The 13933-nt window shown below is 67.2% G+C and carries 13 protein-coding genes and 1 pseudogene; 9 read left to right on the forward strand and 5 right to left on the reverse strand.

The features are described 5' to 3' along the window. The 3 genes and pseudogenes from ACWDUN_RS28820 to ACWDUN_RS28830 all read right to left on the reverse strand — a co-directional run. A pseudogene (locus ACWDUN_RS28820) lies at positions 1-149 on the reverse strand (DUF732 domain-containing protein); the annotation flags it as partial. 5 nt (positions 150-154) lie between these two features. Next, positions 155-3061, reverse strand: a complete 2907-nt coding sequence (locus ACWDUN_RS28825) for an MMPL/RND family transporter (protein ID WP_449934163.1) — start codon at positions 3059-3061, stop codon at positions 155-157. Further along, the gene (locus tag ACWDUN_RS28830) at positions 3058-3489 is read right to left on the reverse strand and encodes an MmpS family transport accessory protein (protein ID WP_449934165.1); all 432 of its coding nucleotides are present in this window, start codon (positions 3487-3489) and stop codon (positions 3058-3060) included. Before ACWDUN_RS28830 ends, ACWDUN_RS28825 begins: the two co-directional genes overlap by 4 nt. 286 nt (positions 3490-3775) lie before the next feature. On the opposite strand from ACWDUN_RS28830, the gene ACWDUN_RS28835 reads away from it, so the two are divergent. From ACWDUN_RS28835 to ACWDUN_RS28845, 3 genes are all read left to right on the forward strand, one after another. Beyond that, positions 3776-4321, forward strand: a complete 546-nt coding sequence (locus tag ACWDUN_RS28835; RefSeq protein ID WP_449934167.1) for a hypothetical protein — start codon at positions 3776-3778, stop codon at positions 4319-4321. Between the two features lie 134 nt (positions 4322-4455). Beyond that, entirely contained in the window at positions 4456-5634 is a 1179-nt protein-coding gene (locus ACWDUN_RS28840; protein WP_449934169.1) for an acyltransferase family protein, read from the forward strand. Positions 5635-5692: 58 nt separating this feature from the next. Continuing rightward, positions 5693-6394: an Rv0518 family GDSL lipase gene (locus ACWDUN_RS28845; protein WP_449934171.1), complete on the forward strand. Its 702-nt coding sequence runs from the start codon at positions 5693-5695 to the stop codon at positions 6392-6394. Positions 6395-6404: 10 nt separating this feature from the next. Here ACWDUN_RS28845 and ACWDUN_RS28850 read toward each other — a convergent pair whose 3' ends face one another. Beyond that, positions 6405-7067, reverse strand: coding sequence for an MOSC domain-containing protein (locus ACWDUN_RS28850; protein ID WP_449934173.1), 663 nt, complete (start codon positions 7065-7067; stop codon positions 6405-6407). A gap of 23 nt (positions 7068-7090) precedes the next feature. Here ACWDUN_RS28850 and ACWDUN_RS28855 point away from each other — a divergent pair, with 23 nt between their 5' ends. The 3 genes from ACWDUN_RS28855 to ACWDUN_RS28865 are packed head-to-tail and all read left to right on the forward strand — an operon-like array spanning position 7091 to position 10457. Then, a complete protein-coding gene (locus tag ACWDUN_RS28855) occupies positions 7091-8242 on the forward strand; it encodes an alkaline phosphatase family protein (RefSeq protein WP_449934174.1) in 1152 nt (383 codons plus the stop codon). A 12-nt stretch (positions 8243-8254) separates the two neighbouring features. Beyond that, positions 8255-9202 carry an enolase C-terminal domain-like protein gene (locus tag ACWDUN_RS28860; RefSeq protein ID WP_449934176.1) on the forward strand — a complete coding sequence of 316 codons (948 nt, stop codon included), beginning with the start codon at positions 8255-8257 and terminating at the stop codon, positions 9200-9202. A gap of 4 nt (positions 9203-9206) precedes the next feature. Further along, positions 9207-10457, forward strand: coding sequence for a cytochrome P450 (locus tag ACWDUN_RS28865; protein WP_449934178.1), 1251 nt, complete (start codon positions 9207-9209; stop codon positions 10455-10457). Here the strand turns inward: ACWDUN_RS28865 and ACWDUN_RS28870 are convergent, their stop codons facing one another. Continuing rightward, entirely contained in the window at positions 10458-11351 is an 894-nt protein-coding gene (locus ACWDUN_RS28870; protein ID WP_449934180.1) for an aminoglycoside phosphotransferase family protein, read from the reverse strand. Between the two features lie 75 nt (positions 11352-11426). Here ACWDUN_RS28870 and tpx point away from each other — a divergent pair, with 75 nt between their 5' ends. From tpx to ACWDUN_RS28885, 3 genes are all read left to right on the forward strand, one after another. After that, positions 11427-11921, forward strand: coding sequence for a thiol peroxidase (tpx, locus tag ACWDUN_RS28875; protein WP_449934182.1), 495 nt, complete (start codon positions 11427-11429; stop codon positions 11919-11921). A 279-nt stretch (positions 11922-12200) separates the two neighbouring features. After that, positions 12201-12827 (forward strand): NlpC/P60 family peptidoglycan-binding protein RipD, encoded by a 627-nt coding sequence (gene ripD, locus ACWDUN_RS28880; RefSeq protein WP_449934184.1) that lies wholly within the window; start codon positions 12201-12203, stop codon positions 12825-12827. 49 nt (positions 12828-12876) lie between these two features. After that, positions 12877-13923 (forward strand): M48 family metallopeptidase, encoded by a 1047-nt coding sequence (locus ACWDUN_RS28885; protein WP_449934185.1) that lies wholly within the window; start codon positions 12877-12879, stop codon positions 13921-13923. Positions 13924-13933 lie beyond the last annotated feature (10 nt).

Here is a 13933-nt window from a genome sequence, read left to right on the forward strand (position 1 = left end):
CCGATCCAGGCGTTGAAGTCCTTCTGGCCGTAGATCCCGTAGCCCTGCAACTCCTCGGCGAACGCCGAGTCCGGATCGGCCTGCGCCGGCGCGGCGAGCGCCACCCCGGCCGCCGCACACGCACCGGCCAGCGCAGCCGCGAATCTCATTGGCATCATTGTGAACTCCCCACATGTTCGGCCGGAGGCGTCGGCCACGGCGCCGGCGCCGGTCGCTGGCGCACCATCTGCGGCCACCAGAACCACTTGCCCAGCAGCGCGGCGATCGAGGGCGTCATGAACGCCCGGATCACCAGCGTGTCGAACAACAGACCCAGACCGATCGTCGTGCCGACCTGACCGATCACGGTGAGTTCACTGACCGCCATCGACATCATCGTGAAGGCGAACACCAGACCGGCCGAGGTGACCACCGAACCGGTGCCGCCCATGGCGCGGATGATGCCGGTGTTCAGCCCGGCGTGGATCTCCTCTTTCAGGCGCGCCACCAACAGCAGGTTGTAGTCCGCGCCCACCGCCAACAGGATGATCACCGCCATGGCCAGCACCATCCAGTGCAGCGGGATGCCGATGATGTGCTGCCAGATCAGCACCGAGATGCCGAATGCCGACCCCAGCGAGATCAGCACGGTCCCGACGATCACGGCCGAGGCCACGATGCTGCGGGTGATGATGAGCATGATGATGAAGATCAGGCACAGCGCCGCGATCCCCGCGATCATCAGGTCGTACTTGTTGCCCTCGGCCATGTCCTTGAAGGTGGCCGCGGTACCGCCGAGGTAGATCTTGGAGCCCTCCAGCGGAGTGCCCTTGATCGCTTCTTTGGCCGCGGTTTTCATGGCGTCGATCTTCGCGATGCCCTCGGGACTGAGCGGATCCCCGTCGTGGCTGATGATGAAGCGCACCGCGTGCCCGTCAGGTGACAGGAAGTTCTTCATACCGCGCTTGAAGTCTTCGTTCTCGAAGGTCTCCGGCGGCAGATAGAAGGAGTCGTCGTTCTGGGCGGCGTCGAAGGCCTCACCCATGGCCGACGAGTTGTCCTGCATCGCCGACATCTGATCCTGGATGCCCTTCTGGGTCTGATACATGGTCAGCATGTAGCGCTGCATGTTCTTCATGGTCGCGATCATCTGCGGCATCAACGCGACCATCTGGGGCATCAGCGCATCGAGGCGCTCCATGTCCGGGATCAGATCCTGGATCCCATCGGTCATCACGTCGATCCCGTCGAGGGTGTCGAAGATCGACCGGATGGCCCAGCACCCCGGGATGTTGAAGCAGTGCGGTTCCCAGTAGAAGTAGTTGCGCAGCGGCCGGAAGAAATCGTCGAAATTGGCGATGTTGTCCCGCAATTCGGCGATGTCCAGCGACATGGTCTTCATCTTGGCCACCATCGACGATGTCGTCTCCGCCATCTGCACGGTGATGGAGTTCATCTTCTCCATGCTCGCGATGGTCGTCTGCATATCGTCGGCCTGCTTGAGCATGTTGGCCATCATGTCCTGCTGGTACTTCTCGTTCATCTTCTGCGTCGTGCCCTGCATGCTGATCTGGAACGGGATCGAGGTGTGCTCGATCGGCGTGCCCTGCGGACGCGTGATCGCCTGCACCCGACCGACACCGGGAACCCGGAACAGGGCCTTGGCGATCTTGTCGATCACCAGGAAGTCCGCCGAGTTGCGCAGATCGTGATCGCTTTCCACCAGCAGCAGTTCGGGATTCATCCGGGCCTGCGAGAAGTGCCGGTCCGCCGCGGCGTAGCCGACCTGGGCAGGCAGATCAGTGGGGAGATAATTGCGATCGTTGTAGTTGGTCTCGTAGCCGGGCAGCGTCAGCAGGCCGACCAATGACAGCGCGACCGTGGCGACGAGCACCGGGCCGGGCCAGCGCACGATGGCGGCGCCGATCTTGCGCCAGCCGCGGGTGCGCATGGTGCGCCGCGGTTCCAGCGTCTTGCCGAACCGGGAGGCCACCGAGATGACGGCGGGACCGAGCGTCAACGCCGCGAGGACGGCGACGACCATGCCGATCGACAACGGGATGCCCAACGACACGAAATAGGGCAGCTTCGTGAAGTGCAGACAGAAAGTCGCACCGGCGATGGTCAGACCCGAACCGAGCACGACGTGCGCGGTGCCGTGAAACATCGTGTAGTACGCGGACTCGCGGTCCTCACCGTCACCGCGCGCTTCCTGATACCTACCTATCAGGAAGATCGCGTAGTCCGTGGTTGCGGCGATGGCCAGCGTGACCAAGAGGTTGGTGGCGAACGTCGAGAGCCCGATGATCTCGTGATAGCCCAGGAAGGCGATCACCCCGCGGGTGATGCCGAGTTCGACGACGACCATCGCCAACACCAGCACGGTGGTGACCACCGACCGGTAGATGATCAGCAGCATCGCGATGATGACCGTGAAGGTCAGCATCTCGATCACCCGCACACTGCGATCGCTGGCGATGTGCTGATCGGCGGCCAGCGCCGAGGGACCGGTCACGTAGACCTTCACACCCGGTGGCGGGGTGAGGCTGTGCACGATCTCCTGGGTGGCCTCCACCGACTCGTTGGCCAGTGACTCGCCCTGGTTGCCGGCCAGATAGACCTGCACGTAGGCGGCCTTGCCGTCGCTGCTCTGCGCGCCGGCCGCGGTCAGTGGATCGCCCCAGAAATCCTGGACATGCTCGACGTGGGTGGTATCGGCCTCCAGCTTGTCGATCATCTGGTCGTAGAAGTCGTGTGCGGCCTGGCCGAGGGGCTCATCGCCTTCGAGCACGATCATCGCCGAGCTGTCGGATTTGAACTCCTCGAACACCGCACCGACGCGTTTCATCGCGATCATCGACGGGGCGTTGTCCGGGCTCATCGACACCGCACGCATCTGCCCCACGGTCTCGAGCTGCGGGACGATGGTGTTCAGCACGACCATCAGGGCTATCCAGCCGATGATGATCGGCACGGCCATTGTGCGGATGGCGCCGGCGATGCCGCCGCGGCGCGGAGGAGGACCGGCCGTGGTGGGGATGGCGTCGGTGCGGGGCTCGTCAGGGCCGGAGAACCTCGTCATGCGGACTTCACCAGGCAGTAGGTGTGCGCGCCGACCCCGGCGACGGTGCGCTCGTCCTTGACCTCGTCATCGACGGTGATCCGGCACGACAGCGTGCTGCCGTCGCCCTGACCCGAGATCGTCGGGAACACCGACGGAGCCGTCGTGCTCAAGGTGATCTCCCACGGCAGCGTCACGTTGTCCACCCGCACCGGCTTGGCGTCGAGGTCCATGTAGTTCACGTTGGCCGTCGCGCCCGGCTCGCCCCACATCTCGTACTTGACGACCTTGGGATCGAAGGGCTCGGTGTCATCGGCGGCGCTGTTCTCGGTGGACACATAGCCCGGGCCGGTCCCGAAGAACGTGCGCACCCGCATCACCGTGAACGTGCTGACCAGCACCACGGCCACTATGACCAGCGGAATCCAGATCCGCTTCAACACTGCCATCGAGAATCGAGATCCCCCGCTGCTCCGCCGATCTCACCGGTGCCGCGTGATCTGACGAGCCGCGATGAGAAACTGTTACCGCCGCCACACTTAGCTTAGGTAAGCAGGAGCTTAGCTCATATAACAGAGTTACGTCGCAGCGGTATCGTGTAGCGCTGTCGGCAGAATCACGGTGGCCGCCGCGGATCGCGATGCGATTCGTCTAGCTGCAGATATCCCGCCGGAGGGCGTTCGGAACGTGGTCGAGAGGTTTCGGCGACGGTGGCGGCGCGCTTACTCTGGTCACATGGCGCTCAAACTTCCGGCGGCCGTTGCCGCCGCATTGACGCTGGCCGCTATCGCCGCGGCCGGGACCGCGGTCGCCGAACCGGCGCCGTCCGTGCCGCCGCCCACTCCGCCCACTCCGCCCGTTCCGCCGGCGACCGCGGATCCCGCCGCCGCACCACCTGCGCCCGCCACGGTCATCGACAAGGACGGCACCTACACCGTCGGCGTCGACATCGTGCCCGGCGTGTACGTCTCGGCCGGACCGTTCCCCGAGGGCACCTGCTCGTGGCGGCGAATGGCGCCCATCGTCGAGGGTGCCGAGCAGGGCGAAACTCTGGACCGTGCGTTCACCAAGCAACCGCAGGTCGTGCAGATCCTGCCGACCGACGGCTCGTTCAAGACCACCGAGTGCCAGACCTGGACGCTGACGAATCAGCCGCCACCGCCACCCGGTATGAATCCGGCAATCGCCGCGATCCGGATGAAGCTCTACCTGGACACGCTCAACCGCAACGCGCAGCAGTTCGAGGCCAATCAACCTCCGCCCGCGCTACCCGCGCCCTAGCGACCCGCGGCTGCGGGTGCGCCACCGCAGCCGGCTTCGCTGTTATCCTGCGTGAGCCGGAAGTGAGGACCTAGGGGAGTGGTCCGCCCGGTCAGCGGGGAACGCGAACGTCATCGGAACGCGGAAAGAGTGTTGTGCGCAGCGGAGAAATAAAGGCCCTCACGGGACTTCGCCTCTTCGCCGCCATCTGGGTGGTGCTGTTCCACTTCCGGCCGATGCTGGCCGAGGCCATCCCGGATATCAACACCGCGGTGGCGCCAATCCTCAACAGCGGCGCCCAGGGTGTCGACCTGTTCTTCATCCTGAGCGGGTTCGTACTGGCCTGGAACTATCTGGACCGGATGGGGCCGGCCTGGTCGACCAGGGACACTGTGCACTTCCTCTGGATGCGCCTGGCGCGGGTGTGGCCGGTATATCTGGTGACCTTGCATCTGGCCGCGCTCTGGATCATCTTCACGCTCAACGTCGGTCACGTGCCCTCCGAACACGCCGACACACTGACGGCCACCAGCTATATCCGCCAACTGTTCCTGGTCCAGCTGTGGTTCCAGCCGTACTTCGACGGATCCAGCTGGGACGGCCCGGCCTGGTCGATCAGCGCCGAATGGCTGGCCTATCTGGTCTTCGGTTTCCTGGCGCTGGTCATCTTCCGGATGGCCGCGGCCACCCGGGCGCGCAGCCTGCTGTTGCTGTCCTTCGCCGCAACGTTACCGCCGGTGATGTTCCTGCTGGCCAGCGGTCAGTTCTACACGCCCTGGAGCTGGCTGCCCCGCATCCTCATGCAGTTCACCGCCGGTGTCATCGCATGCGCGGCGGTGCGCCGGTTGCATCCCACCGATCGTGCCCGCACCGCCGCCGGGGTCGCCTCCATCGCCATCGCCGCGACCATCGTCGGCAGCCTCTATTGGCTCGACGCGCATCCGATCCCCGATGTGATCGACAGCGGCGGCGTCGTCGATCTGCTCTTCGTCCCGTTGGTGGTGACGCTGTCCATCGGCGCCGGCACGCTACCGCAACTGTTGTCGAACCGGGTGCTGGTCTACGGCGGGCAGATCTCGTTCAGCCTGTACATGGTCCACGAGCTGGTCCACACCGCGTGGATCTGGGCCGCTCAACAGTTCCAACTCAGCATGGCCGGCCCGGGCGGGGTGTGGTGGCTCGCCGCGGTGTTCGCGGTGGTGCTGGCCGGGTCGGTCGCGCTGTATCACCTCGTCGAGGAACCGGCCCGGCACTGGATGCGCCGCATGGTCGGCACCCGGGCCACGGTCTCGCGGGTCCATTCGGTCGACACCGAGACCAGGCTGTCTGCGTGAGCCGCGACATGCTCTGCGCCACACAGTAACTCAGCCCCGTCCAGTAGGCTGACCCCCAATGATCACGAAGGATGCCGTGCGCCGGTTCCCCCCGCTGCTGCTGGTGGCGGCGCTGCTGTGGGTAGCGATCCCGGGGCCCTCGACCCAGCTGCGTCCGTTGACCGTCGAAACCCCGTTGAGCCGGGTCGCCGTCATCGGCGACTCCTACACCAACGGAACCGACTGGGGCGGGATCGGCGGGGCCGGTTGGCCGGCCCGAGCATGGGACATCATGGCCGCTCAGGGTCGTCCGGTGGTCGCCGATGTGGCCGCCGAGGGGCGTGCCGGTTACGGCGTACGCGGCGACCGGGGCAGTCTCTTCTGGGATCTGACCACCCGGGCGGTGCGACCGGACGACCGGCTGATCGTCTTCTTCGGTTCGCGCAATGATCAACCCGTTCCGGTCACCGAGGTGGTCAACCAGGCCCGCGCGGTGTTCGAACTGGCCCGTGCCATTGCACCGCGGGCCAGGATGCTGGTCATCGGACCGCCGTGGCCGACGGCGGACGTGCCGGTGGAGATCCTGCGCATCCGGGACGCGCTGGCGGCGGTGGCCCGATCTGTCGGTGCCCGCTTCGTCGACCCGCTGGCCGAGGGCTGGTTCGTCGGGCGGCCTGATCTGATCGCCGCCGACGGCGTCCATCCCACCGACGCCGGCCACCTCTACATGGCCGAGAAGATCGCCCGGCTGATGGGCGCGCAGCTGACACCCAGTCGCTAGCCCTGCGGGCTCACGACGCCTTGACGTGCCTGCGCGCCTTCTCCTTCAGAGGTTCGGGCAGGGCGTCGGCGGCCAGCAGGGAGGGCCACAGTTTCGGCTCGACGGTCATCGCGCGGAACACCGTGCCGATGGTCACCCCGTGCTCGGGTCGGTCGACGATATCGACGGTGTCGCCGGAGCGCACCGATCCCGGGGTGATGACGCGCAGATACGCGCCCGGGACGCCGTGCCGGGTGAAGGTCTTGATCCAGCCGTCGACCTGCAACCATGCCGCGAAGGTCCGGCACGGTGTCCGCGGCCGGGTGACCTCCAACACCAGACCGTCGGACCCGACCCGCCAGCGTTCACCCACCACGGCGTTGGTGACGTCGATTCCTGCGGTGGTGAAGTTCTCCCCGAAGACGCCGTTGCCGACATCCCGGCCGAGTTCGCGTTCCCAGTGGTCGAGATCCTCCCGCGCATAGGCGTACACGGCTTGATCGTCACCACCGTGATACTTCTGTTCGCTGACCAGATCGCCGGTCAGTCCGCTGCCCAGTCCGCCGCGCATCGGGCCGGGAGCGCGCACCGCCACCGGCTCATCGGTGGGGCGCTTGTCGATACCGGTCGGTTTCTTGTGGGTATCGGGGTTGGTCATCGGGTGGGCGATGTTGACCGTCAGCACGCGCGACATGCGCCAGAGCCTAGTCTGGTTCGGTGTTCGTCACTCCGCGGTACGGCGACGGTGCCCTGGCCGACCTCATCCCGTCGGTACTCGGGATCCTCGGTGTGCCCGGGGAGACCGACCGCGTGGGACTCGCGCTCGACGGTGTCCGACGGGTCGCGGTATTGCTGATCGACGGTATGGGTGCGGAGTTGGTGGCCGCGCGCGCCGAGATCGCGCCGCTGCTGGCCGCGCGGCCCGACCGTGCGCTGACGGCGGGGTTTCCCAGCACGACGGTGGCCAGTCTGGCTTCGCTGGGCACCGGGATGCCCTCGGGCGAGCACGGTCTGGTTGGATATCTGTTGGCAGTACCCGATCACGACCGGCTGATGAATCCGCTGAAGTGGGGCCTGATGGGTCAGGGACCCAAGGTCGATCTTCTCAAAGAGCTTGTGCCCGAACAGTTCCAGCCGGCCACCACGGCATTCGAGCGGGCCGCCGCCGACGGTGTGGTCGTGACCCAGGTGGCACCGACCTATCAGGCCGGCTCCGGGTTGACGCGAGCGGCGTTGCGCGGCGGTGACTTCCGTCCCACCTTCTCCTCCGGCGACCTGGTGGACGGCGTCCTGACCGCGCTGTCGGCCGCCGACCGCACACTGGTCTACGCCTACCACGGCGACCTGGACATGACCGGGCATGTGCGCGGGCCGAACTCGGAGTCCTGGGCGCTGGAGCTGCAGCAGATCGACCTCACCGTCCGGCTCATCGCCGAGCGCCTACCGCCCGCCTCGGCGCTGATCGTCACCGCCGATCACGGCATGGTGCAGGTTTCCGACCCCGTGGACTTCGACAGCTCGCCACCGTTGCAGGCCGGTGTGCGCACCCTGGGCGGTGAGCCGCGTGCGCGGCACGTCTACACCGAACCGGGGGCGGCCGAGGACGTGGCGGCCGCCTGGCGGGAGGAGCTCGGCCGGGACTTCACGGTGCTCACCCGCACCGAGGTGATCGCGGCCGGGTGGTTCGGGCCCACCGTGCTGGAGCCCGCCGCGTCGCGCATCGGCGATGTCGTCGTGGTGTCCAACACCGATCGCGCGGTGATCCGCGCCGCCGCCGAGCCGTTGCAGTCCCATCTACTCGGGCACCACGGTTCGCTGACATCGGCCGAAATGCTGGTGCCGTTGTACACCTTTGGCGCAGGGCACTAGCGTCCACTGCTTGTGCAGACCTTGATCGACCTCGAGACCGCCCCGGTGTTCGCCGTCCCGTTGCGCGACGGCGGCATCCACGAGGGCATCCTGCTCGAGGGCCCACAGGGCTGGGGCGAGTTCAGCCCACCGCCGCAGTGTCCCGATGAACGCCTCGGTCGCTGGCTCACCGCGGCCACCGAGGCCGGCACCGTCGGCTGGCCGGACCCCAAACGCGGCCAGATCCCGGCGGCTGTGCGCATCGGTGCGGTGGACCCGCAGGCCGCCCGCGCCATGACGGCGACATCGGGGTGCCGGACCGCCGTCGTCGAGGTTGCCGCGCCGGGCCACACGATCGACGACGACGTCGCCCGCGTGCAGGCCGTCCGCGAAGCCCTCGGACCGGACGGCGCGGTGCGCTGCGACGCGAAGGGCCGATGGGAAACCGCCGAAGCCGTCACCGCGATCGCCGCGCTGGACGGCGCCGCCGGGGGAATGGAGTTCGTGGCTCATCCCTGCCCGGATGCCCATCGTTCGGCCGCGGTCCGCCGACTCGTCACGGTCCCCGTCGCACTGCCCGCCGATCTCATCCTCGAGGACCGGTCGGAGGTGTGCGCCGATATCGCCGTCCTACATTGCGGGGTGCTCGGCGGGGCGCGGCGCGCGCTGCGGGTCGCCGAATCGCTCGACCTCCCGTGTGTGGTCACCTCCGGCACCCAGACCAGCATCGGCGCCGCGGTCGGGGTGGCGCTGGCCGGGGCGCTGCCGGACCTGCACCATGGCTGCGACGTGAGCGCGGGCACCATCCTGGCGACCGATGTGGTGGCGGCTTCTCGGTCGCTGATCCCGGTGGGCGGGATGCTGCCGGTCGCCCCGATGTCGCCGGCACCATCGCGCGACGTGCTGGACCGGTTCACGCAGGCAGATCCGGACCGAATCCGGTGGTGGCGCAGACGCCTGCAGACCGCGATTGCACAATGAAGGCATGACCTCCGTGTCCACACCGCAGGTTCTGCTCGGCCGCGCGCTCGCACCGGAGAATCGGGTCGACCCCTATCCGGTGTACCGCGAGCTGCGTGAATACGGGCCGCTGCAACTGCCCGAACTCAGCCTGACGGTGCTGTCGTCGTATGCACATTGCGACGCCGCGCTGCGGCACCCGGCCTCGGCCAGTGACCGGATGAAGTCGGCGATCGCCCAGCGGCAGATCGCCGCTGGGGAACAACCGCGTCCGTTCGGCCTGGCGGGCCTGGTGGACCGGCGCCGCACCCCGGCGTTCCTGTTCCTCGATCCGCCCGATCACACCCGGCTGCGTCGTCTGGTGGCCAAGGCGTTCGCGCCGCGGGTCATCAATGAACTGCGTGACGAGATCGTCGCCACCGTCGACGCGTTGCTCGACACCGCGCAGGAGCGGGGTGAGTTCGATGCCGTCACCGGATTGGCGTACCCGGTGGCGGTGGCCGTGATCTGTCGATTGCTCGGCGTCCCGGTCGAGGACGAACCGAAGTTCGGCATCGCGTCGACGCTGCTGGCCCAGACGGTCGACCCGTTCCTCAGTGCCACCGGCGAGGTTCCCGAGGGATTCACCGACCGCATCGAGGCCGGCAAGTGGCTGCGGACCTATTTCCGGGACCTGATCACCAGCCGGCGCCGCAATCCCGGCAAGGACCTCATCTCGGCCCTGATCGCGGTCGAAGAGTCCGGGGACCAGCTGACCGAGGACGAGATCATCTCGACCTGCAACCTGTTGCTCATCGCCGGCCACGAATCCACGGTCAGCATGATGGCGACCGCTGTGCTGGCGATGCTGCGCGACAAGAGGCAGTGGGCCGCCCTCGGCGCGGATCCGACGCGGGCGCCACGGGTCATCGAGGAGACCCTGCGATTCGATCCGGCCGCGCAGCTGCTGGGCCGGGTGGCGGCCGAGGACATCACCTTCGGCGATACCCACATCCCCAAGGGCGACACCATGATCGTGCTGTTGGCCGCGGCCCATCGGGATCCGGCGGCCAACGAGAATCCCGACGTGTTCGATCCCGACCGACGCGTCATCCGGCATCTGGGCTTCGGTCATGGTGCCCACTTCTGCCTGGGCGCACCGCTGGTCCGGCTGGAAGCCTCGATCGCACTGTCGGCGGTGACCGCACGTTTCCCGAACGCGGAACTCGCCGGCGAGCCGCAGTACAAACCGAACGTGACGCTGCGCGGCATGCTGTCGCTACCGGTGCATATCTAGCTAATCCTGCACCGCCTTGGCGATGGCCACACACGTCGTCAGGTACCGCTCGTCGGGCACGGCGTTCTCGGTCAGCTCCCACATGGCGTCGTGCATCATCCGCACGATCACCCACGCCCGGGCCCGGTCGAAGTCCAGACCGCCGGCCTCGACCAACGTGGAGAAACGCCGCCGCACGCCGTCGCGGACATAACCCTCCAACTCGTCGAACCGGTCGAACAGCATCGGCGCCGGTTCGTAGTGCGGGTCACCGCTCATCGGTTTGGGATCGATCACCACCCACGGCTCCCGATCGGAGGCCAGGACGTTCTCGTAGTGCAGGTCGCCGTGGATCAGGGTGCCGACGCTGGCGGGATCGGCCACCAGATCCCGACCCAGCGACACCGCCTGCTCGACCAGCCGGTGCGGGAGGGCGGCGCTGCGGGGTAGCGCGGCCAGGTCGGCATTCCACTTCTCGATGAAGCCCACCAGCGGACGCAGCTGCGGCAGCGCGGGCACATGGATGCGCCCGTAGAGACCCGCGACGATCTCGCAGGCCTCGATATCCCAGACGTCGTTGAGGTTTCGTTGGTGCAGCCGTTCCAGCAGCATCGCCCGCCGATGCGGGTCGGCGCGCAGCAACCGGACGGAGCCCGCCCCGTCCCACCGGCGCAGCGCCAGGTGCTCGTGCTCGGATTCGTCATCGGGAAACGCGATCTTGAGCATCGCCGGTATCGCCTCGGCCGTCCGCACCGGCAGCACGATCGAACAGAAGCCGAACAGGGCGTCACCGTCGACGCGCAGTTCCCAGTCGCGCAGCGCGCCCTCGGTCAGCTTCGGCAGGGCATCCACCCAGCGCTGCCAGGCGGGCCCGCGGGCGGCCATGGCCCGTACTCCGTGCGGCAGGTCGATCACCGTATCGATGCTGCCATGCCCGGTCATCGACCCCGCTGATGCGCGATCGGTACCACCTTTGACAGACTGATCGGCATGGCACAGATAACGCTCAAGGGAAACCCCATCAACACGTCCGGTGAGCTGCCCGCGGTCGGCGCCTCCGCACCGTCGTTCAGCCTGACCGGCACCGATCTGGGAGCGGTCAGCAGCGACCAGTTCAACGGCAAGCCCGTGCTGCTCAACATCTTCCCGTCGGTGGACACCCCGGTGTGTGCCGCCAGCGTGCGTACCTTCAACGAGCGTGCCGCTGCGACCGGCGCGGCCGTGCTGAATGTTTCCAAGGATCTGCCGTTCGCGCAGAATCGGTTCTGTGGCGCCGAGGGCATCGAGAACGTGGTGACCGCATCCGCGTTCCGCGACAGCTTCGGTGAGGACTACGGCATCACCATCACCGACGGACCGATGGCCGGTCTGCTCGGTCGTGCCGTCGTGGTCGTGGGCGCCGACGGCAAGGTTGCCTACACCGAGCTGGTTCCCGAGATCGCCCAGGAGCCCGATTACGACGCCGCGCTGGCTGCGCTGCAGTAACCACACCTCGTTCCCGGCACCGGTGCGCGCCGCCCTCGGGCAGCGCTCGCCGGTGCCGTTGACGTTTCTGCGGCATCGGGTCCGGGGGTCTCGCGCCGATGCCGGCCCGATCACGAAACGGGCACGCCGGTCACTTAACGGTCACGGATCGGCATCTCATTCATGTTGTGCCACAGTCATATCCGATTGCAGGCGTAAACGGCCGGTAGAAATACCAGTGGCGGCCGTCAATTAGCGGTCGCCACTGGTTCCCGCCTGATCGAAAGAGTTGACTTCGCCATGAGACGCTTCGCTGCCCTGCTGCTCGGCCTGGTTGTGTTGACAGCGACTCCTGGTGTCGCCGCGGCCGATCCGTTCAACACCCGGCCGGTGCGCAACCAGCAGGCCGTCGACCTCGTGATCAAGCGCGCGCTGTCCCAGCGCGGGGTGCCGTTCGCCTACGGCGGTGGTGATGCCAACGGCCCCACACTGGGCACGGTCCGCGAGACGCCCGCCGCCGCGGAACCTGCCGCGGCCCCGATGCCCGGTGGCGTCCCCGGTCTGAACTTCCCCGGGCTGGCTCCGCCGGCGCCGGTCGCGTCCCCGCTGTTCCCGAGCGCCGCCACCGTCCCCGAGCCGGTGGCCAACGTCGTGGGCTTCGACGCGTCGGGCATCGTCGTCTACGCCTTCGCCGGCGTCGGGGTCAAGCTGCCGCGATCCTCCGGCGAGATGTACAAGGTGGGGCAGAAGGTTCTGCCGGCCCAGGCGCTTCCCGGTGATCTGGTCTTCTACGGACCCGAGGGCACCCAGAGCGTGGCGCTGTTCGTCGGCAACGGTCAGATGGTGGAGGCCACCGACTCCGGTGTGGCGGTGTCGCCGGTGCGTACCGCCTCGATGACTCCCTACCTGGTGCGCATCATCGCCTGAGTCGTCGCGCCGTACTGTGGAGTCATCTTGTGACGATGGGGGTGGCTCGGTGGCCGAAACACCTGCAACACAGCGGATTGCGTTCCCGGATATCAGTTCACGGGCCTGGGAGCATCCCGCCGATCGGACGGCGCTGACGGCGCTGCGCCGGCTCAAGGGATTTGACCAGCTGCTCAAGCTGATATCGGGAGCCCTGCGCGAACGACAGCACCGCCTGCTCTACCTGGCCAATGCGGCCCGGGTCGGGCCCCGTCAGTTCGCCGATCTGGACGCCCTGCTCGACGAGTGCGTCCACGTGCTCGATGCCCCGGTGCGTCCGGAACTGTTCGTCCAGCAGTCACCGATCGTCAACGCCTACTGCATCGGCATGGACACACCGTTCATCGTCATCACGTCGGGTTTGTATGAGTTGATGTCGCACGACGAGATGCGCTGCGTCATCGGCCATGAGCTGGGACATGCGATGAGTGGACATTCGGTCTACCGCACCATGCTCATGCACCTGATCAGGCTGGCCTCGTCGTTCGGCTTCGTCCCGATCGGTGGGTGGGCGGTGCGCGCCATTGTCGCGGCTTTGTTGGAATGGCAACGCAAGTCCGAACTCTCGGGCGACCGTGCCGGTCTGCTGTGCTCGCAGGATTTCGATGCCGCGATCCGCGTCGAGATGAAACTTGCCGGCGGCGCCCGCCTGGACAAGCTGGACTCCGAGGCGTTCCTGGCGCAGGCCCGCGAGTATGAACGATCCGGCGACATGCGTGACGGCGTGCTGAAGCTGCTCAACCTCGAATTGCAGACCCATCCGTTCTCGGTGCTGCGGGCGGCCGCGCTGACGCAGTGGGTCGACAGCGGAGGTTACGGCGCGATCCTGGCCGGTGACTATCCGCGTCGGGCCGATGACAACTCGGTCGGCTGGACCGAGGACGTGAGCGCGGCCGCACGTCAGTACAAGGACGGTTTCGACCAGTCCGACGATCCGCTGATCCGGGGGATCCGCGACGGTCTCGGTGGGCTGTTCGACGGTGTCGGACAGGCGGCCACCACCGCCGCGGATTCGCTGGGCCGCAGAATCACCGAATGGCGTGCCCGGGAGCGGTGAAACCGGCCAG

This window comes from Mycobacterium sp. NPDC003323 (genome assembly GCF_053589535.1).